At 39.3% G+C, this 21,029-nt stretch carries 20 protein-coding genes and 1 pseudogene; 15 read left to right on the top strand and 6 right to left on the bottom strand.

Going from position 1 to position 21,029, the window contains the following annotated elements:
• Positions 1–115: 115 nt before the first annotated feature.
• Positions 116–1,168: a selenide, water dikinase SelD gene (selD, locus tag M3183_RS06525; protein WP_251467786.1), complete on the bottom strand. Its 1,053-nt coding sequence runs from the start codon at positions 1,166–1,168 to the stop codon at positions 116–118.
• 194 nt (positions 1,169–1,362) lie between these two features.
• Here selD and M3183_RS06520 point away from each other — a divergent pair.
• A pseudogene (locus tag M3183_RS06520) lies at positions 1,363–1,548 on the top strand (Rdx family protein); the annotation flags it as partial.
• A gap of 82 nt (positions 1,549–1,630) precedes the next feature.
• Here the strand turns inward: M3183_RS06520 and M3183_RS06515 are convergent.
• Entirely contained in the window at positions 1,631–2,035 is a 405-nt protein-coding gene (locus M3183_RS06515; RefSeq protein ID WP_251467782.1) for an Hsp20/alpha crystallin family protein, read from the bottom strand.
• Positions 2,036–2,135: 100 nt separating this feature from the next.
• On the opposite strand from M3183_RS06515, the gene selA reads away from it, so the two are divergent.
• Entirely contained in the window at positions 2,136–3,545 is a 1,410-nt protein-coding gene (gene selA, locus M3183_RS06510) for an L-seryl-tRNA(Sec) selenium transferase (protein WP_251467780.1), read from the top strand.
• Between the two features lie 28 nt (positions 3,546–3,573).
• Here selA and M3183_RS06505 read toward each other — a convergent pair whose 3' ends face one another.
• Positions 3,574–3,714 (bottom strand): small acid-soluble spore protein P, encoded by a 141-nt coding sequence (locus M3183_RS06505; protein WP_251467778.1) that lies wholly within the window; start codon positions 3,712–3,714, stop codon positions 3,574–3,576.
• A 111-nt stretch (positions 3,715–3,825) separates the two neighbouring features.
• On the opposite strand from M3183_RS06505, the gene M3183_RS06500 reads away from it, so the two are divergent.
• Positions 3,826–4,098, top strand: a complete 273-nt coding sequence (locus tag M3183_RS06500; RefSeq protein ID WP_251467776.1) for a hypothetical protein — start codon at positions 3,826–3,828, stop codon at positions 4,096–4,098.
• A 90-nt stretch (positions 4,099–4,188) separates the two neighbouring features.
• Here M3183_RS06500 and sspO read toward each other — a convergent pair whose 3' ends face one another.
• Positions 4,189–4,338: a small acid-soluble spore protein O gene (gene sspO, locus M3183_RS06495; protein ID WP_251467774.1), complete on the bottom strand. Its 150-nt coding sequence runs from the start codon at positions 4,336–4,338 to the stop codon at positions 4,189–4,191.
• 308 nt (positions 4,339–4,646) lie between these two features.
• Here sspO and acnA point away from each other — a divergent pair, with 308 nt between their 5' ends.
• From acnA to M3183_RS06455, 8 genes are all read left to right on the top strand, one after another.
• Positions 4,647–7,352 (top strand): aconitate hydratase AcnA, encoded by a 2,706-nt coding sequence (acnA, locus tag M3183_RS06490; protein WP_251467772.1) that lies wholly within the window; start codon positions 4,647–4,649, stop codon positions 7,350–7,352.
• A 475-nt stretch (positions 7,353–7,827) separates the two neighbouring features.
• A complete protein-coding gene (locus M3183_RS06485) occupies positions 7,828–8,367 on the top strand; it encodes a redoxin domain-containing protein (protein WP_251467770.1) in 540 nt (179 codons plus the stop codon).
• 159 nt (positions 8,368–8,526) lie between these two features.
• A complete protein-coding gene (locus tag M3183_RS06480; protein WP_251467768.1) occupies positions 8,527–8,658 on the top strand; it encodes an FbpB family small basic protein in 132 nt (43 codons plus the stop codon).
• A gap of 69 nt (positions 8,659–8,727) precedes the next feature.
• The gene (locus M3183_RS06475) at positions 8,728–8,868 is read left to right on the top strand and encodes an acid-soluble spore protein N (RefSeq protein ID WP_251467767.1); all 141 of its coding nucleotides are present in this window, start codon (positions 8,728–8,730) and stop codon (positions 8,866–8,868) included.
• 256 nt (positions 8,869–9,124) lie between these two features.
• Positions 9,125–9,364: a small acid-soluble spore protein Tlp gene (gene tlp, locus M3183_RS06470; protein ID WP_251467764.1), complete on the top strand. Its 240-nt coding sequence runs from the start codon at positions 9,125–9,127 to the stop codon at positions 9,362–9,364.
• Positions 9,365–9,791: 427 nt separating this feature from the next.
• Positions 9,792–12,122 carry an AAA family ATPase gene (locus M3183_RS06465; RefSeq protein ID WP_251467761.1) on the top strand — a complete coding sequence of 777 codons (2,331 nt, stop codon included), beginning with the start codon at positions 9,792–9,794 and terminating at the stop codon, positions 12,120–12,122.
• Positions 12,123–12,142: 20 nt separating this feature from the next.
• Positions 12,143–12,571, top strand: coding sequence for an acyl-CoA thioesterase (locus M3183_RS06460; RefSeq protein ID WP_251467759.1), 429 nt, complete (start codon positions 12,143–12,145; stop codon positions 12,569–12,571).
• Positions 12,572–12,595: 24 nt separating this feature from the next.
• Positions 12,596–12,889, top strand: a complete 294-nt coding sequence (locus tag M3183_RS06455) for a hypothetical protein (RefSeq protein WP_251467757.1) — start codon at positions 12,596–12,598, stop codon at positions 12,887–12,889.
• 887 nt (positions 12,890–13,776) lie between these two features.
• Here M3183_RS06455 and M3183_RS06450 read toward each other — a convergent pair.
• Both M3183_RS06450 and plsY read right to left on the bottom strand, forming a co-directional pair.
• Positions 13,777–13,944 carry a hypothetical protein gene (locus M3183_RS06450; protein ID WP_251467755.1) on the bottom strand — a complete coding sequence of 56 codons (168 nt, stop codon included), beginning with the start codon at positions 13,942–13,944 and terminating at the stop codon, positions 13,777–13,779.
• A gap of 113 nt (positions 13,945–14,057) precedes the next feature.
• Complete coding sequence (gene plsY, locus M3183_RS06445; protein WP_251467752.1) at positions 14,058–14,657, bottom strand: glycerol-3-phosphate 1-O-acyltransferase PlsY; 600 nt, start codon at positions 14,655–14,657, stop codon at positions 14,058–14,060.
• 277 nt (positions 14,658–14,934) lie between these two features.
• On the opposite strand from plsY, the gene M3183_RS06440 reads away from it, so the two are divergent.
• The 4 genes from M3183_RS06440 (at position 14,935) to parC (ending at position 20,997) form a co-directional block, all read left to right on the top strand.
• On the top strand, positions 14,935–15,759 hold the full coding sequence (locus M3183_RS06440; protein ID WP_251467750.1) for a sensor histidine kinase: 825 nt from the start codon (positions 14,935–14,937) through the stop codon (positions 15,757–15,759).
• 71 nt (positions 15,760–15,830) lie between these two features.
• Positions 15,831–16,250, top strand: a complete 420-nt coding sequence (locus tag M3183_RS06435) for a CoA-binding protein (RefSeq protein ID WP_251467747.1) — start codon at positions 15,831–15,833, stop codon at positions 16,248–16,250.
• 323 nt (positions 16,251–16,573) lie between these two features.
• Positions 16,574–18,556, top strand: coding sequence for a DNA topoisomerase IV subunit B (gene parE, locus M3183_RS06430; RefSeq protein ID WP_251467744.1), 1,983 nt, complete (start codon positions 16,574–16,576; stop codon positions 18,554–18,556).
• Positions 18,553–20,997 carry a DNA topoisomerase IV subunit A gene (gene parC / locus M3183_RS06425; RefSeq protein ID WP_251467742.1) on the top strand — a complete coding sequence of 815 codons (2,445 nt, stop codon included), beginning with the start codon at positions 18,553–18,555 and terminating at the stop codon, positions 20,995–20,997. Before parE ends, parC begins: the two co-directional genes overlap by 4 nt.
• Positions 20,998–21,029: the final 32 nt, after the last annotated feature.

The raw sequence follows: 21,029 nt of genomic DNA, 5'->3' as shown, positions 1-21,029 counted from the left end.
CCGAAAAAGCGAACGCTTTTCTTCGTCGGATGCTGCAGCAGCTTTCCTTGGTTTTGGTTCGAAAATTTTATATATTGCTTTTAAAAAAACAGCGAAGCACTTTTCTGCTTCGCTGTTATCTTTTGGCATAAATTAGTTTTTCTCTTTTTTCAGTTACCTGGCCGACAATGGATGCTTGGGCTAATCCTTTAGCGTGGAGTTCCTCTACATACCGCGGAGCCTCATCTTCACTAATAGAAACTAGTAATCCGCCGGACGTAACAGCATCACATAAAACCAGTTGTTCCTCAGGCAAAAGCTCGTGATATTCGACATCTTGCTCCAGCCATTTTTGATTCGATTTGGATCCGCCTGGAACTACCCCGTTTTTCGCCAATTCGAATGCACCGTCAAGTACCGGTACCTGTGATAACGATATTTCAAAGCTTACATTACTTCCACGGGCCATTTCACTGCCATGGCCTAAAAGTCCAAAGCCTGTCACATCTGTTACAGAGTGAGGATTAAAAGCAGTTAACACCTCTGCAGCCGTCTTGTTAAGCATGGCCATTGTTTCTGTAACCTGTTCTTCTTGCTCAGGTGTAACGGCATTTCGTTTAATGCCGGTCGTTAAAATCCCAACACCGATTGGTTTTGTTAAAACAAGGGCGTCACCTGGTTTAGCCCCAATATTCTTCCAAAATTTTTCAGGATGAACCACTCCTGTTACAGATAAACCAAATTTAGGTTCCTGATCATCGACAGAATGACCGCCGACGGTAACAGCACCTGCTTCTTTCACTTTATCAGCAGCACCGCGTAATATTTCTGCCAGCATATCCGGACCAAGCTTTTTGATTGGATAGCCGACGATATTTAAAACAGTTTTTGGCACGCCGCCCATGGCGTATACATCACTTAATGCATTTGCTGCAGCAATACTTCCAAACATATAAGGATCATCCACAATTGGAGTAAAGTAATCCACTGTTTGAATCAAAGCTATTGAGTCTGTTAATTGATATACCCCGGCATCATCACTTGTTTCATTTCCGACAAGCAATTCGGAAACCGGGTCTTGTTTTGGAAGCTGACGCAAAACTTGCGTCAAGTCCTCAGGACCAATTTTGCAGCCTCAGCCAGCTTTTGTTGATAATGAGGTTAGGCGAATTTTTTCTTGCTCACTCATATGTACACACCTCCACTCTTGGTAGTATACCTTTTTTTCTATAAAACTGCACCAAATGTGCAAACAATTTGCATTAGCTTATGCCGCTAAGATAAAATAATTTTTACACTATTTAAACATAAAACAGGAGGTTATTTATTTTGAGTAAATATCAAATCAGCGTTGAATTTTGCATGATGTGAAACTATGCACCAAAAGCCGCGGGTCTCGCGGAAGAATTGATTACCCATTTTAGACAGGATATTGAAAAATTTGAATTGATTCCAAGTTCAGGCGGTGTCTTTGAAGTCACGGTCAACGGGGAAAAAGTGTATTCGAAGAAAGAGACGGGCTTATTCCCTGATACCGAAGAGATTATCCGAAAACTGGAATCTAAATAAATAGAAAAAGTCCTCATTCAATAGAGGACTTTTTTATATTAACGATAATAACATTATGTAAACAAATGGTTAAAAAAGAAAGCTAGGGCAAAGTGACATAGCGATTTTTCCCTAAACCATCATCTGTTTTAGAAATAAAAATCTCTACTACACCATTTTGAAATAATGCTGTTACACAATGATCGATAATTTGAAAGGGGAAATAAATTTTGCGTTCTTTTTTGTAAATAGGAGCGGGAAGTGAAGTCCTATGTTTTTGTGCAGTAATAATAAGTATGAAATTTTCAATTCTTACTTTGATTTCTGAACTCAGATAATCTTTCAAAACAGCCTCCACAATCCAATGTTTCTCTGTTTCATATATATCAATTTTAAATATTGAATGATCTTCAGCTTCCGTTCTTGGGTCAAGAAAATAATCTTGCAGCCACTGTTCCATTTGATCAGGGTTATAAGAATGACGCTGAGTAGTTTTTTTCTTATCCAAAGCCAGTTCCCCCTTGCTTGTTTCATTGTATTCATTCGGTTTAGAAATGTGAAAGATGATATAATAGGTCCAAAGAAGGATTTGTAAAGGAGTTATATTCTTGAAAGAAAACTTACGATTAATACCACCGATTCATGAGCTGCAGCATCATCCAATGTTTTTCACTCTCCTTAAAGAGACTGGTTTGGATCAGGAACGTTTAACAGAACAGCTAAAGAGTGTTATGGCTCAAATCCGGAAAGCACTTATCCATCAACAATGGCAGGGAAAAGCTCCAGGTACAGACCAATTTATAGTTGAAGTATTTGACCTGGTGGAAAAATCCGTTAGAAATCAATTTTCTTTTACACTTGAAAAAGTAATCAATGCCACAGGCACTATTTTACATACAAATCTCGGCAGGGCCAGACTTAGTGAAGCAGCTGTTCAGCATGTCTTAGAAACCGCCAGGAATTATTCCAATTTGGAATATAAACTGGTTGAAGGGGTGCGGGGTTCACGCCATAGTCATGTTGAAACATTAATTAAGGAAATTACTGGTGCCGAAGCAGCGATGGTTGTGAATAATAATGCTGCAGCCGTTTATCTGGTACTAAGGGCGCTTGCTCTAAATAAAGAAGTCATTGTTTCAAGGGGCGAGCTGGTTGAAATTGGCGGTTCATTTCGCATCTCTTCTATTATGGAAGAAAGCGGTGCAAGGCTGGTTGAAATTGGAACAACAAATAAAACACATCTTTATGATTATGAAAAAGCAATAACCCTCGACACTGCGATGATTATGAAAGTTCATACGAGCAATTTTAAAGTAATTGGTTTTACTGAATCAGTTGGTACAGAGGAACTTGCTCAGCTTTCACATACAGTTGACCCAATTATTTTTTATGAGGATCTTGGCAGCGGCGCATTGTTTGATTTTCGTAAACATGGCATTGGTGATGAACCGGTAGTAAGAGAGGTTGTAGAAAAGGGGGCAGATGTTGTCACCTTTAGCGGCGATAAGCTGCTGGGAGGACCGCAGGCTGGTATTATCGCTGGCAAAAAAGAACTTATTGATCGTCTGAAACAGCATCAATTGGCCAGGGTGGTCCGTGTAGATAAAATGACGCTTGCGGCACTTGAAGGTACATTATTAGAATATGCCCGCGGCGGGAAAGCAATGCGTAAGATCCCGACTATCCATGATTTATTAGTTTCTATTAATGAATTAGACGAAAGGTCTCGAAGATTTGTTACAAAATTGTTACAAAAGACAAACCAATTTAAAGCAAAAATTCTGGAAGATGTCAGCCAAGTAGGAGGGGGGACGATGCCTGGTGTCGAGCTGCCAACCGTGGTCATTGCCTTACAACATGAAACCCATACAGCTGAACAGCTTGGAAAAAAATTACGAACTGAAAACAAACCCGCTATTGTTGGAAGAATTCAGAAAGATGATTATCTGATTGATTTGAGGACTGTGACAGTAGAAGAGGAAGAGCTGCTTTTGAAAGCACTGGAAAATATTCATTAAAAAAGAATCGGCTGTAATCGCCGATTCTTTACATATCATGACCCGAATTATGCTTTGCTCTAGTATGGTTGCGGTTTTTTACTTTTTTTGATCCGCTGAGAGGTTCTTGCTGACCTGATAGTTTTGGTGAATTTCTTCGCATATCGGTTCCGTCGTTTTTGTTTGTCATTTTCATCCCTCCTCATTTGTTAGGATGCAATCAATACCCTTTTTTATGCTGAATATTTTTTTCTCGTTTGTACAATTTAAAGGGTAAACAAAAATGAAGGAGGAAGAACCAGTGACACAAAGAAATCCTTATAATAAAAACAAACAGGAAGCTTTTCAAGCCGCACAGCAAGGATTTGAGGATGCACAAGGCCTATTTGAAACCATTGTTAGTGATAATGCCAATTATGGCCATCAATTAAAGCATTTAAAAAATGAAGTGAATGAAGCCTATCAGCAAATTGAAAATGCTTTAGAAGTAGCCTCAGAAAAGCAACGTGAACAATTAGAACGTTTCCAACAAGATCTGCAGCAAATGGTTACAGAAGTTAATCAAGGTGAATAAAGAGCGCAGGCACTTTCCATGCGCTTATGCTGGATTTACTAAATGACGAAAAAAGGGTCCTCATGCTGGGGACCCCTCATTTTCCATCTATTACTGATTTTTCTTCCGCTTTTTATTATTGCGCTTCTCCATTTCTGTTAACGGCTCATTTGCCATTTCCTCATGATATCCGGCACCATTTCCTTGTGCTTTTGCATTATTCATTCCTGGGATTACATGATTTGCTTTACGTTTTGCCATCCCCATCACCTCCTATATTTTTACTATTTCCTTTGATACAAAATTAATGACAAATAAAAAGTTTTTTGACATAATAAAAAAGATAATTCTTCATCTTTTGCTCATTTTATACATATGGAGATTCGCGGGTTTCTAAATTTTCTGAATGGGTTACATATAATTCAATAAGAAAAACTTATCAAGAACAATAACTTTCTTGTTATTTACTTATGTAATCGCTTGTATTAAGATAAGAGTGAAACTAAGATGGAAATATCGATTATTTGTAAAACTATGTTTTTTAATGTCGAGTAAGGGGGAGTTTTTTTATGGTGAAAAACGATGTATTTAATGCGCGTTCTTCCTTTGACGTAAACGGAAAAAGCTATCATTATTACCGTTTAAACGCATTAGAAGAAGCAGGCATTGGCAAAGTATCTAAACTGCCATATTCCGTAAAAGTATTGCTTGAATCTGTCCTTCGTCAGTACGATGGACGTGTTATTACAAAAGAGCATGTTGAAAATTTAGCAAAATGGGGAACTTCTGAATTGAAAGAAGTTGATGTTCCATTTAAACCATCTCGTGTCATTCTTCAGGACTTCACAGGTGTGCCAGCAGTTGTTGACCTTGCTTCTCTAAGAAAAGCAATGGCTGATCTTGGCGGCGATCCTGACAAAATTAATCCTGAAAAAACAGTTGATCTTGTTATTGACCACTCTGTTCAAGTTGATGCATATGGATCAGATAATGCATTGAAAGTGAACATGGATTTTGAATTCCAACGTAATGCAGAGCGTTACCAATTCTTAAGCTGGGCACAAAAAGCATTTAACAACTATCGTGCTGTTCCGCCTGCAACTGGTATCGTTCACCAAGTTAACCTTGAATTTCTAGCTGATGTTGTTCATGTGGCTGATGTGGAAGGTGAACTTGAAACTTATCCAGATACTTTAGTAGGTACTGACTCTCATACAACTATGATCAATGGTCTTGGTGTTCTTGGCTGGGGCGTGGGCGGTATTGAAGCAGAAGCAGGAATGCTTGGACAGCCTTCCTATTTCCCTGTACCAGAAGTTGTCGGAGTTAAATTAATCGGCGAACTTCCAAATGGTGCTACTGCTACTGACCTTGCATTAAAAGTAACTCAAGTTCTTCGTAAGCATGGTGTAGTAGGTAAATTTGTAGAATATTTCGGACCTGGCGTACCAACACTTCCGCTTGCAGACCGTGCTACAATTGCTAACATGGCTCCTGAATATGGTGCAACTTGCGGTTTCTTCCCAATTGATGAAGAATCACTTGCATACTTACGCCTGACTGGACGTGATGAAGAGCAGATTAAAGTAGTAGAACAATATTGCAAAGCAAACGGCTTATTCTTCAATCCATCTGAAGAGCCAGTTTATACAGATGTAGTTGAAATTAACCTAGCTGAAATCGAAGCAAATCTTTCTGGTCCTAAGCGTCCGCAAGATTTAATTCCACTTTCAAAAATGAAAGAAGAATTCGTAAAAGCTGTTTCAGCTCCTGCTGGAAACCAAGGTTTCGGTTTTGAGCCAGCTGAACTTGAAAAGTCTGCAACGATTAAGTTCAACAATGGCGACGAAACTGAAATCAAAACTGGTGCAGTTGCGATTGCGGCTATTACAAGCTGTACCAACACTTCTAACCCATATGTTCTTGTGGCTGCCGGCCTTGTTGCGAAAAAGGCAGTTGAACTTGGAATGGAAGTGCCTAAATTTGTTAAAACATCTTTGGCACCAGGATCTAAAGTTGTTACCGGATACCTTCGTGATTCCGGATTACTTCCATATCTTGAGCAGCTCGGTTTTAACCTAGTTGGTTACGGATGTACAACATGTATTGGTAACTCTGGTCCATTAAAAGAAGAAATTGAAAAAACAATTGCAGAAAACGATCTTCTCGTTACATCTGTTCTATCTGGTAACCGTAACTTTGAAGGACGTATTCATCCGCTTGTAAAAGCAAACTATCTTGCTTCACCGCCTTTAGTCGTTACTTACGCACTAGCTGGGTCTGTGAACATTGATTTTGCTTCTGAGCCAGTAGGAAAAGATAAAGACGGAAACGATGTATTCTTTAAAGACATTTGGCCATCAACTGCTGATGTTAATGATGTTGTGAAACGCACAGTTACACCGGAATTATTCCGTAAAGAATACGAAAATGTATTTGGTGATAATGAGCGTTGGAACGAAATCAAAACAAGCAATGAGCCATTATACAACTGGGATGTTGACTCAACTTATATTCAGAATCCTCCATTCTTTGAAGGCCTATCAAAAGAGCCTGGAAAAGTTGAACCATTATCCGGCTTACGTATTGTCGGCAAATTCGGCGACTCTGTCACAACTGACCATATTTCACCTGCAGGAGCAATTGGTAAAAATACTCCAGCTGGAAAATATTTATTAGAGCGCGGCGTACAGCCTCGTGACTTCAACTCTTACGGTTCACGCCGTGGTAACCACGAAGTTATGATGCGCGGTACATTTGCAAACATCCGTATCCGTAACCAAATTGCACCTGGAACAGAAGGCGGTTATACTACTTTCTGGCCAACGAACGAAGTTATGTCCATTTACGATGCATGCATGAAGTATAAAGAAAATGGCACTGGCTTAATGGTTGTTGCAGGTAAAGATTACGGAATGGGTTCTTCTCGTGACTGGGCGGCAAAAGGTACGAACCTTTTAGGTATTAAGACTGTACTTGCTGAAAGCTTTGAGCGTATTCACCGTTCAAATCTTGTGTTAATGGGTGTTCTTCCACTTCAATTTAAAGAAGGCGAGAATGCTGAAACACTTGGTTTAACTGGTAAAGAAACATTCGAAGTCCAAGTTGACGAAAATGTTAAACCACATGACCTTGTAAAAGTAACTGCGGTTGACGAAAACGGCAATAAGAAAGAATTCGAAGCAGTTGTTCGTTTCGATTCAGAAGTTGAAATTGACTACTATCGTCATGGCGGTATCTTACAAATGGTTCTTCGTGAAAGATTACAAGCCTAATTTAGTTTTTAAGGAAACACCATGCATTGATTTGCATGGTGTTTTTTAATATAAGAATTTAGATGTTCTCGACTTCGAAAGTTATCCAGCTCTACAAGGAAGATTCGTGAGTATTAGCAGTATTAGCATCACAGAAAGGAATCACTTCCGACGTGGGCCTAGCCAGTTTTTCATTCTGAATAACCTCCTGGAGTAATCTGTGCTGGCGTTTGCTTTAAACAGGTCCAGATTCAAACAATCATTTAGACACTAAAAGTAAAAAGACGGCATTTTAACCATCAAGAACATTTGTTTTGTCAGGATTGAACTTAAAGGACTAAGAACATTCATCTCAGGAAAAGGCTGTGCACTACGAAGGGGGCTTTATCTTTTCTCATTAATTTTTCACAGAATCGGCAAATTACATTTTTGTTTTACCTTAGTTTATAGTGTAAAATCAACTATAGCGATTATGATTTGAAGGAGAGGATTCGGGATGATCAAAAAGGTAATTGCTGCTGTTGTCCTCATTGCTTTACTTACCGTAGCAATTGTACAGGCAGTGGATAAAAAGACTGATAAACAGCCTGATACAGCAGAAGAGGCCTCAGCCAATAAAACCTCATTGACAATTGGTGCTAAGGCTCCCGATTTTGAATTAAAGACTTTAACTGGGGATAGTGTAAAACTTTCAGATTTAAAAGGAAAAAAAATTATGCTGAACTTTTGGGCAACATGGTGTGGACCTTGTAAAGAAGAGATGCCGGCAATGGAGGAGTATTCCAATACTATTGATAAAGATACAATGATTCTTGCTGTAAATATTGATCCGCAATTAAAGGTCCAAGAGTTTGTTGACAAATATAAGATTACTTTTCCAGTCCTATTGGATGCCGAGGATGCGGTAAACACCTCATACCAAGTTATATCCATTCCGACCACTTATTTTATTGATAGCAAAGGGGTTATTCAAAATAAATTTGTTGGTACGATGAAGCTTGAAGATATGAAGGATTATATGAGTAAACTTAAATAAATCTTTAAACGCTGACACTGGATCAGCGTTTTTTCTTTTATACACCGCTAAAAAGGTTTTCAACATAAAAAAGGGATTTAATTTTCAAAAAGTTGTAATAATTAAAAGCGTAGTTGGTAATAATAGCTGATACAATAGTTAGTAAGGAAGGTGATAGACATGAGAAGACCTAGAAAACGTTCCTTTTCGGAATTAGTTTCTGAAAATAAATCCCAGCTTTTAAAAGACAGTGCTGCGTTAGAAAAAATCGAACAACGTTTAGAGCAAAAACGTCTTGGTAAAGCTGAATAATATCACAAAAGATTACCATTCATGGTTTCTCCTTTTTGGGACAGAATGTTACTAAGGGGGGATTAAATCATGGGTAAAGGGTATCAAACTAAACACTTTAGACCAAATCATATTGGAACACAGCCACATAGTTTCGGTGGAAATAAGGGTAAACAAATGCAAGACAAATCTGGTGAACATGCTCAAGTAATGCAAACAAAAGGTGAATAAAATTAGAAAAGCAAAAGCGACTTACTATGCCCTGCCTAGCACAAGTCGAGAGGGCAAGTAGGTTATTCTTTAACCTGCTTGACGACCTCGGGGGGACTAGTCGCTGGAGCTGGAAATAGGTAAGATCCATTGGCATAAGCAGCTGATGGGTCTTTTATTTTTCATTTTCGCACTTCTATTTTTTTCTAATGATAATTTCCCGGCTTCGATACAAACTATATCTGTACCAAGTACAATTGTTAGGAGGAATTATGTTATGGCTTATAACAACAAACCAAAACCAGATGACCGTAGTGATAACGTGGAAAAACTGCAATCCATGATACACCATACAATCGAAAACATGGAAGCAGCCGAGGAATCATTAGACTTTACAGATAGTGATACACAGCGCCAGCAAATCCAGGCAAAAAATGAGCGCCGACGTGAAAGTATCGAATCCTTCCGCAGTGAAATCAAGGATGAAGCAAACTCCAACAATAATACGCAAGGCTAGAATCTCAATGACTTAAGGACCCGCCCTATGGACAGGTCCTTATTTTTATATAAAAACTGGCAGGATGAAATGAAAGCCGTGTTAAAAAAGGTCTTAAAGACAAAACCGACAGTCTGTCTTTAATAAGGCGTCCTAAAGACAAAACCGGCAATCTGTAAGGGAAACTTGTCTTTAATAAAGCGTCTTAAAGACAAAACCGGCTAGCATCAAGGGAAACCTGTCTTTAATAAGGCATCTTAAAGACAAAATCAGCAAGCAGTAAAGTCAAACTGCCTTTAACAAGGCGTTTAGCGAAAAAAATCAGCAATCTGAATAAGCAACCTGTCCTTAATCAAAGGAATCTACCAATCAGCCTGCGTCTTTTGCTTAGTATCAATATATTTCTTATGGTAAGATAGAAGGGAATTTTTTAAAGTGATGTGATACCATGAATCGACCTAATAATATTAGAACTGCACCCCAGGATCAAATCCGGTTATGGGAAAAAGAGTTAGCGGAAAGCGGAACTATAACGAATGAAAATCAATTAATTACTCTCATAAGCAAGGAAACAAATCCAGTTCTGTTATCTAACCTGCTGACACTCGCGGCCCGTTCCAGAATCAATAGGAATAAAGAAGATTCTCTTGCCTATGTCTGGCTTGAAAAAGCGGTAAAGCTAAACCCGCTGAATCAAAAGGCAAAGCAAATCATGATTCATTCAGACTGGAAAGAGTTAAAGAACATTCTTGCACCACTTTCTTTTCCAGCCATGAGAGAAACGGATAACCGTACCGCTAAAAAGACGGTTGCCGAGGAATACATAAAAATCTGTCAGCAATTTTTGACTGATACCGAAGAAAAACTTCATGATTTACTAACAATGGTTGATCTTGCTTCGTCTATGACGGACCAAGATTTATTCAAAAAACTTCAGCAGCTATACCAGCTGCTTTCATCCGTTATTGATGAAACAGCTAGTTTGCTTAAAGCCGCTGAAGAATATGAGCAGTCGATTATCGGAGTGTTCCATACTGCCGTTTATTATGAGGATTTAAAACAGCATTTGTCCAAAGTGGAAGAGATGAAACAAATGTGGGAAAAGCTTTTTATTGAGCCGGAAGAGGAAAAATCCTCTACAGCTAAGAACGCTTTGGATGAGCTGAATGAAATGGTTGGCATGAAATTGGTTAAAAAACGGGTTAAAGATTTTTACCGATTTCTAAAATACCAGAAACAGCGTAAGGAATATGGCTTTAACATAAAAGACGATTTGAGTTTAAATATGATTTTAACCGGAAATCCCGGCACTGGTAAAACAACATTAGCCCGGCTGATGGCGAAAATTTATCATGAGCTTGGCGTGCTGCCGAAAGAGGAAGTAATTGAAACAAACCGGGCCCAGCTGGTCGGATCCTTCGTTGGTCAAACTGAGGAAAATGTAAGGACCGTCGTCGAACGTTCACTTGGCGGTGTGTTGTTTATAGACGAAGCTTATAGTTTAAAGCGGGAAGGGCAGACCGGCAATGATTACGGGCAAGCTGCGATTGATACGCTGGTTTCTCTTATGACAGGAAAGGAATATGGCGGGAAGTTTGCTGTTTTTTTAGCCGGATATCCGGAAGAAATGCGTACCTTTTTAGATGCCAATCCAGGGCTGCGGAGCCGTTTTCCACAATCGAACTTTATTCATTTACCCAATTACTCTAACGAAGAATTAATTGAAATCGGAGAAAAGGTTGCAGCCAATAACGATTATTATTTAACAGATGAGGCTAAGATTGAACTCAATCACCGCCTTGAGCAGGAAATGGTTGACGATACCTTCGGAAATGCACGTACGGTCAGCAATATTGTCTTAAACGCGATTTTTAAAAAAGGATCGGAAAATGAAGGAAATCAAGAGATTGTTGATTTTATGATTTTAGAAAAAGAGGATTTTTTATCAGAGCAAGAGAACAAGTCAGAACCTCCAATGGAACAGCTTAACGGTTTAATCGGGCTTGAGACATTAAAAGCGGAAATGCAATCACTGTTTTCTTTTGTTAACATGCAGCAATTTCGGCGCAGTAAAGGGCTTCCGACAGTACCTATTCAGCTTCATTCCGTATTTACTGGAAATCCGGGGACAGGGAAAACAACTGTTGCCAAAATTTACGCAGAGCTGCTAAAGGAATGCGGGATCCTGAAAAGAGGTCATTTAGTTGTCACGAGCCGCGCGGATTTTGTGGCAGGCTATGTCGGGCAGACCGCCGGAAAAACAAAGAAAAAGATCCGCGAAGCTTTAGGCGGTGTACTATTTATTGATGAGGCTTACTCATTACTTGGGCATACAGCCGGTGATTTTGGCAAGGAGGTCATTGATACTCTTGTGGATGAAATGACAAAGCACAATGAAAATCTGGTGGTCGTCCTAGCAGGTTATCCAAATGAGATGGACAGGCTGCTTGAAAGCAACCCAGGACTCCGTTCCAGATTTAAAAAGTTCTTTTTCTTTCCTGATTATTCTTCGGAAGAATTGCTTCAAATTATGGTCTCCTATGCAGACAATTATCAATATAAAATCACGGAAGATGCGAAGGAATTGCTCCTTAAGACGATGGAAAAGGAATCATTTCAAGGAAACGGCAGATTTGCTGCCAATTTGGTAGATGCCATGATTCAAGCGCAAGCCGCCCGTTTAATGGAGAAACTTACCGTATTACAAGAAGAACAGCTTTTTGAACAAGCATTAATACTAGAAGCTGAGGATGTAAAAACAGCTTTAAGTAAAATTTAAATATAGGGAGACTGTTTAAGATGGGAGAATTTTTTGTTTCTACTAGAAAAATACAGCTTTTTTATGCAGATACAGACATGATGGGTGTCGTTTACCATGCTAACTACCTAAAGTTTTTCGAATTAGGCAGAACAGGATTGATTGAGGATCTTGGGTTTAGTTATACCGCGATGGAGGAGGACGGTTACTTCGCCCCGGTTTATGATGTCCATGCAATATATAAGAAACCATTACGTTATGGTGACGAGGCATTTGTTCAAACATGGATTGAGCATAATGATGGATTAAAAACAGTCTATGGTTACTCCATTATTAATGGAGATGAAGAAGTATGTGTAGAGGGGACTACTACCCATATTATCGTAAGAAAAGATAATTTCAGGCCAACTGCCTTTAAAAAGGCATTTCCTGATTGGTTTGCAAAATATGAGGATATCAAGAAAAGGTAGATTTTGTCTTTAGAGGTGATTAGGTTGGCGTTTGGCATTAAGAGGCGGGATGTTGAAGAGTGGAAAAGAAAAATCGACCATGGTGAAATCGCCTTTTTAACCCATTACTGGCTGGATGACCGTTTTCCCGGCTGTAAAACAGTGACAAAGGTTGGCTGCAAAGATCTGAAAAAGTTGGCTGCATGGGGCAGCAAATATGGATTAAAGGAAGAGTGGATAGACCATCGTAAGGATGGTTATTCACACTTTGATTTATTAGGTACGCGGCAAAAAGAAATCCTTGAGCAAGAAGGATTGTTCGAACATATTTGGAGATAGGCGGTGATACGATGTTTAAAATGACAGAAGCAGCTTATCAGGTATTAAAGGATGCCATGGAAGCTGAAAAGAAAACAAGTGATGAAGTATTGTTTTTACGGTTAAGCATGGGTATTGGCTGAGGCGGGCCGAAATTAAATCTGTCTCTGGAAGAGCGGAAAATACAGGGTGACCTCACATATGAATTTGATAATTTAACGGTATTGATTCATGAAAAAGACCTAGTCTATTTTAACCATACAAAGCTTGATTACGTCCGAGACGTCATGGGCAGAAAGAAATTTCAATTGTTAAAGATTTGAAAATAGGGACTCCTGATGGTAAGTAGTTCCGTTTCAGTGGAGAAACATACCAAACAGCATGTTAAATAGGAGACAAAATCGCATACGATTTTGTCTCCTATTTTCCTCTTATATATCAACGACCAAGAGCTATAACCACTTTAATTAGCCAGCAAAATCGCAGCCTAAAAAACATATTGACAATAGTTGTTGTCAATGTGCTAATTACTTGTTAATTCCTATGCAATTGGCTAGGTTGTTTTTTACTGAGGTTCACTTGGTTTTTTTAAAACATAAGTAGTCTAATCCATAATTGAGTAACCGGCGTAGGTAAAATAAGCGGAGATTTTTCCGCTATATGCAGAACGGTGCTCGTTTCAGGGAATATAAGGGGAGGTTTTCCGCTTATCCAAAGCAAAATTACCTATTTTCACATTTTTCGAGTCAATAGGCGGAAACCCTCCGTCTATTTTAGCTATTTTCAGTGTTTTTTGTTACTTAAGGGAAATTTCTCCGCCTATTTATCAAACTTGCCTCAGCGTTTAACGACTTGTACAACCTCTCCACATTTTCGGAACTACTTATCCTGATGGGAGCCCCTTTTTCTTATGCAAAACTATCCAAAAAATCCATTAATTCATCAAAATTTCTAGTTACTTTTATTGGCAAATTTCCACCCGGTTCATCTAGAAAAAACTCAACAAAAAATTCATTTGGGTTAGCATTACTAGTCACATAGGTTGAAAATATATATTCCTGCGGTATACTTTGCATCTGAATCCCTCCCATTACACCAGATTCTCACTATCTTTAGTGTAATTTAAATGATATGAAATGAATGGAAGATTTATGAAAGTTTTATGAAAAAAATAGCTGTAACATTGATGTTACAGCCATTTGATCTTCGGTTCTGTTTTGTTCATTATTCGTTTAATATTTGTTCGATGACGATAAATAACGAAGGAAACTAAAAGTGTAATGACAATCAACAGCGGAGGATCCCATCTATCAACAAACCCGGATATTAAAACATAAATAATACCTACAATTCCTGCAATCATCGAAGACAATGAAACATATTTGGTTAAATATAAACCAATGAAGAACGCTAGTACAAGTGTGATAAATAGAAGAGGCTCGTAGCACAAAATAACCCCGCCTGAAGTCGCAACTGCCTTACCGCCGCGAAAACTTGCAAAGATAGGATATGTATGGCCGATGACGGCAAATATCCCAGCCAATAAGGGATGCATATCAACAGCAAGAATCGCCGGTAATGCTGTTGCCAGAGTCCCTTTTAAAATATCAGCCATCGTCACGACAATGCCAGCTTTTATGCCAAGTGTTCGAAACGTATTGGTAGCTCCAAGATTTCCGCTCCCATGTTCACGAATATCCGTTTTATAAAAAACTTTCCCGACAATCAAGCCGGAAGGAATGGAACCCAGCAAATACGCAAGGACGATGACAACAATCAATAATCCCATTCAAAATTACTCCTTTAACAAAAACTCAAGCTATTCTATTTTACACTAAGAAAAAAGGAAAATCACTATATGATTCGTTTTTCATCCTTATTCAAGAAAATTTGTATAAATAGAGTCAAATTTATTACAAAAGTATGGAGGATTTTCAAACCATTTGTTAAATCGCTCCATCCATGTACCTTGGTCCCTTTGAATGGGCTAAAATAAAGGTAAATAACAATCACTAGCCGGTCATACCTGACTATTAATGGTTGGTGTGATAATATGAGGTGATCTTATGGAAACACGTAATGATACAGATTATCGCAAATTAGCGGAAAAATATGAGGCTATTAATCGATTGTTAGAAAAAAGGCTGCAAGAGGAAATGGCCAAGAATCGGGAAAAAGATGAAATTCTGATTCAGCATTCCCGGCTTGCGGCAATGGGTGAAATGATGTCTTGTATTGGCCATCAATGGCGTCAGCCGCTAAACAGTCTCATGCTTTTAGTCCAGGATGTAAGGGATGCATTGGAATATGGAGAAATAAATGAGTCATATATTGATCGTTTTACACGCGAAAGCATGATTCAAATTAAACAAATGCTGCAAACCATAAACGATACTCGTAAGTTTTACAAGCCAAATAATGAAAAATGCACATTTTCTGTAGGAGATGCTATTGAAGAGGCACTCTCTATCTTTTCACCAATCCTTCAAAATCATGGGATTATCGTTGAATTTCAACATAGAGGACAGCAGAATGCTTATGGGTATCCTAATGAATTCAGCCAGGTAGTCTTAAACATTTTGTCCAATGCCCGCGATGCGTTTGTAACAAAAGATCAGCCTAATCGTAAAATCAGCATTAAAATTTATGAGACGAAAGAATTCGTAACTGCAGAATTCACGGATAATGCGGGAGGAATTGACCAATCCATGATTCAAAAAGTATTTGATCCTAATTTTACAACAAAAAAATATGGTTCCGGATTTGGGTTATATTTGACAAAAATGGTGCTGGAAAAAATGGATGGAAGTGCTGTGGTTGAAAATAATGGTGATGGAGCCTGTTTCAAGCTTACCATTCCAAGGGCTCCGTCCATGATCCTCCATGCATGAGCCTTTTAGTTGAGTATATTTCATCGTTTTAGGTAAAATATAGTAAAATAGTCAATTTGGGGAGTGTTTCTATGACGATTGAAAATCCAAGCCGTGAAGAAATCAAATCTATTTTGAAAAAAGCAAAACGGATTGCTGTTGTTGGCCTTAGCAGCAACCCTGAAAGAACCTCCTATCAAGTTTCGGCAGCGATGCAAAAAGCAGGATACGAGATCATTCCGGTTAATCCAACCATTGACGAAGCATTGGGTGTAAAGGCAGTTTCTTCCTTAAAGGATATTAAGGGACATGTGGATATTGTCAATGTTTTCCGCCGCTCAGAGCAGCTTTTCGATGTTGCAAAGGAATTTGCCGACATTGATGCTGATGTTTTTTGGGCACAGCAAGGCCTTGTCAATGAAGATGCGTATCAGTTCCTAAAGGAAAAGGGATATACCGTAATCATGGATCGATGTATTAAAGTGGAACACGCCTTAACAAGGGCACAATAATGGTTCAAAAGCTGCTGCACGTTTGGCAGCTTTTTCTATTTTTGTGGAAAAAATCAGCAGTAATAAGCGGTAAATCCGGTATGGATTTTAAATATCTATTTGCCAAATTAAAATAAATCGCTAAAATAAAGCATAGACTCGTTGAAAGATATGATAAAATAAATAAGACAAACATTCGTTCTTATTACAAAAGAATGAACAAACAAACTAGATTATTGTATACATTGTAAGTTAAATCTTTTTTTATAAAGGAAAAATAACTCCTTTATCGAATCAATGAGAGAAAGTGTTTTGGTTTTGCATGGTATGAAAGGGGAATTTTAGTGGCAACTAATCAACAGACGACTTTTGAATATAATGATGATGCCATCCAGGTACTTGAAGGGCTTGAGGCAGTTAGGAAACGTCCCGGAATGTACATTGGCAGCACGGATTCACGCGGACTTCATCATCTCGTGTATGAGATAGTTGATAACTCTGTCGATGAAGCTCTTGCAGGGTATGGTAATCATATTATTGTTAAAATTCATAAAGATAACTCCATCAGCGTTGCCGATAAAGGACGGGGAATGCCTGTCGGAATGCATAAAATGGGGAAACCAACAACTGAGGTTATTTTAACGGTTCTCCATGCAGGGGGTAAATTTGGACAAGGCGGCTACAAAACAAGCGGCGGCCTTCATGGCGTTGGCGCCTCTGTTGTGAATGCTTTATCAGAATGGCTGACTGTTACAATTAAACGGGACGGTTTCGTCTATGAACAGCGCTTTGAACATGGAGGAAAGCCAGTCACAACACTTGAAAAAATCGGGAAAACCAATCAAACTGGGACGACCATCCACTTTAAACCGGATCCTTCCATTTTTTCAGCTACCACATATAATTTCGAAACCTTATCTGAGCGGCTGCGTGAATCAGCATTCTTGTTAAAAGGAATGAAAATTGAAATCATTGATGAACGTAATGATTCGCGTGAAGTATTCCATTTTGAAAATGGAATTGAAGCATTTGTTGAATATTTAAACGAGGAAAAAGATGTTCTTCATCCAGTCATCAGCTTTGAAGGTGTCCAGCACGAAATTGAAGTAGAGTTTGCCTTTCAATTTAATGATGGCTATTCAGAAAACATCTTATCGTTTGTTAACAATGTCCGCACTAAGGACGGCGGCACCCATGAGATGGGCGCGAAAACAGCCATGACCAGGGCATTTAATGATTTTGCCCGCAAGGCAGGTTTATTAAAAGAGAAGGATAAGAACCTGGACGGAACAGATATTCGTGAAGGATTATCTGCTATTATTTCTGTCCGTATTCCTGAAGATCTCCTCCAATTTGAAGGACAGACAAAAGGAAAATTAGGAACAAATGAGGCCAGATCCGCAGTTGACTCTGTTGTCTCTGAACATCTTTCTTACTTTTTGGTAGAAAATCCAGATATCAGTTCACTATTGATTAAAAAATCTGTTAAAGCCTACCAGGCACGGGAGGCAGCAAGAAAAGCGAGGGAAGATGCCAGAAGCGGCAAAAAACGCAAACGTTCTGAAACATCTTTATCTGGTAAGCTTACGCCAGCCCAATCCCGTAATCCGCAAAAAAATGAGCTTTATCTTGTAGAGGGTGACTCTGCGGGCGGTTCTGCCAAACAAGGCCGTGACCGTCGATTCCAAGCGGTTCTGCCGTTAAGAGGTAAAGTTATTAACACTGAAAAAGCCAAGTTGTCCGATATTTTTAAGAATGAAGAAATTAATACGATTATCTATACCATTGGTGCCGGTGTCGGCCCCGATTTTTCAATGGAAGATATCAATTATGATAAAATCATCATCATGACGGATGCGGATACGGATGGCGCGCATATTCAAGTATTATTGCTGACATTCTTTTACCGCTACATGAAGCCGCTCGTAGAAGCGGGTAAAGTATACATCGCTCTTCCACCGTTGTATAAGGTAAGCAAGGGCACAGGTAAAAAAGAAATCATTGAATATGCCTGGAATGAAGAAGAATTACAGGGTGCCATCAAAAAGGTCGGAAGAGGGTATATTATTCAGCGTTATAAAGGACTAGGCGAAATGAATGCCGACCAGCTATGGGAAACAACTATGGATCCGGAAACACGTACGTTAATCCGTGTAAAAATTGATGATGCCGCACGGGCTGAACGCCGGGTTACAACACTGATGGGCGACAAGGTAGAACCACGCCGTAAATGGATTGAAAGCAACGTTTCTTTCGGACTGGAAGAAGACGATACCATTTTAGAAAATGAAAATATTACAATATCTGAAGGGGGAAATGAAGGATGAGTACACCAGAAAAATTCCGTGATCTCCCTCTCGAAGAAGTCATTGGTGACCGTTTCGGCCGTTATAGTAAATATATTATTCAAGAGCGGGCTCTGCCTGATGCACGTGACGGCTTAAAGCCTGTACAGCGCAGAATTCTATATGCGATGCATGTGGAGGGAAATACACATGACAAAGGATTTAGAAAAGCCGCAAAAACAGTTGGTAATGTAATCGGTAATTATCACCCTCATGGTGATTCCTCCGTGTACGAAGCAATGGTGCGGATGAGCCAGGACTGGAAAGTTCGTAATGTGTTAATCGAAATGCACGGAAATAACGGCAGTGTCGATGGTGATCCGCCGGCAGCTATGCGTTATACAGAAGCAAGACTTTCAGCAATTTCTGCCGAATTAGTACGGGATATTGAAAAAGAAACTGTGGATTTTATTCCTAACTTTGATGATACCTCCATGGAACCTACCGTTATGCCAGCAGCGTTCCCTAACCTTCTGGTAAATGGTTCTACTGGTATTTCCGCCGGTTATGCGACTGATATACCGCCGCATCACCTGGGAGAAGTCATTGACGGTGTTATCATGAAAATGGATAAACCCGATGTATCTGTAGATGAATTAATGACAGTTATTAAAGGACCAGACTTTCCGACAGGCGGGATTATTCAAGGAATTGATGGAATTAAAAAAGCCTATGAAACAGGAAAAGGCAAGATTATCGTCCGCAGTAAGGCCGAGATTGAAGACGTCCGCGGGGGAAAAAAGCAGATTGTCATAACGGAAATTCCGTATGAAGTCAATAAAGCAAACCTCGTCAAGAAAATGGATGAATTCCGTTTGGACCGTAAAGTGGAAGGTATTTCCGAGGTGCGTGATGAAACAGACCGTACCGGACTTCGGATTGTCATTGAATTAAAAAAGGATGCAGATGCTGCTGGTGTTCTGAATTATTTATATAAAAACAGTGACCTTCAGGTTACCTATAATTTTAATATGGTCGCAATTCATAAAAAGCGGCCGAAGCAGCTGGGACTGCGCGAATTGCTCGATGCTTATATTGGACATCAAAAAGAAGTAGTGACTAGAAGAACGAAATTCGACTTAAAGAAAGCACAGGATCGCCAGCATATTGTGGAAGGCTTAATGAAGGCCTTATCTATTCTGGATGAAGTCATTGCTGTCATCCGGGGATCAAAGGATAAGCGTGATGCGAAAGATAATTTAATCGCCAAATTTGCCTTTACTGAAGCACAGGCGGAAGCCATTGTTTCCTTACAGTTGTACCGTTTAACTAATACTGATATTACCGCCCTAAGGAATGAAGCGGAGGAATTAGCAAAGAAAATTGCAGAGCTGATAAGTATTTTGGAAAGTGAAAAAATGTTAAACTCTGTTATCAAAAAAGAATTAAAAGATGTGAAAAAACGGTTTGCTGACGAGCGCCGTTCCAAAATCGAAGCCGAAATTGAAGAAATTAAAATTAATCTAGAAGTCTTGGTTGCAAGTGAAGATGTGATTGTCACGGTAACAAAAGAAGGTTACGTGAAGAGGACGAGCCAGCGCTCTTATGCTGCTTCAAGCGGCCAGGATTTTGCAATGAAAGAATCCGACCGCCTGCTGGCACAGCTGGATATGAATACCCAAGACGTGTTACTGCTGTTTACGAATAAAGGCAGTTACTTATATTGTCCTGTCCATGAACTTCCAGATATCCGCTGGAAGGAACTTGGCCAGCATATTGCAAATCTCATACCAATTGACCGGGATGAGGAAATTATCAAAGCGATTCCGGTTAAAGACTTCGAAAAAGAGCATTATCTCGTCTTTGTTACGAAAAATGGCATGGTAAAGAAAACGGAGCTGAAACAATACAAAGCACAACGGTATTCCAAACCGCTTGTGGGCATTAATTTAAAAGAGGATGACCTTGTCGTTAATGTACATGAAACAGATGGGACAAGAAGTTTATTCTTCGTTACTCACTTAGGATATTCTCTATGGTTTGACGAAGAGGAAGTCAGCATCGTCGGTGTCAGGGCTGCTGGTGTTAAAGGAATTAACCTAAAAGAAGGAGATTTTGTTATCGGTGGTGACATCATTTCATCGGATAGCAATGAATCCCAATCGATTATGGTGGCAACCCAGCGCGGTGCATTGAAACGAATGAAATTATCTGAATTTGACAAGACATCCCGGGCTAAACGCGGAGTTGTAATCCTGCGCGAACTGAAAGCAAATCCACACAGAATTGTCGGATTTACTGTCGTATGTGATCAGGATAAAGTTTACCTGCAAACTGAAAAAGGTCATATAGAGGTAGTTAAAACCGGTGAAGTCCACTTTAGTGACCGTTATTCCAATGGTTCGTTTATCATCGATGAAGCAGAAAGCGGAAAAGTAAAGGAACTTTGGAAGGTTGAAGCAGAGGAAACTCCGAGTGAGTAAATGAAACAAGAACATAGATTGAAATCATTAGG

The sequence above is a fragment of the Neobacillus mesonae genome (genome assembly GCF_023715155.1).
GTDB classification, from domain to species: domain Bacteria; phylum Bacillota; class Bacilli; order Bacillales; family Cytobacillaceae; genus Neobacillus; species Neobacillus mesonae_A.
This window is presented reverse-complemented; position numbering and strand designations above follow the sequence as displayed.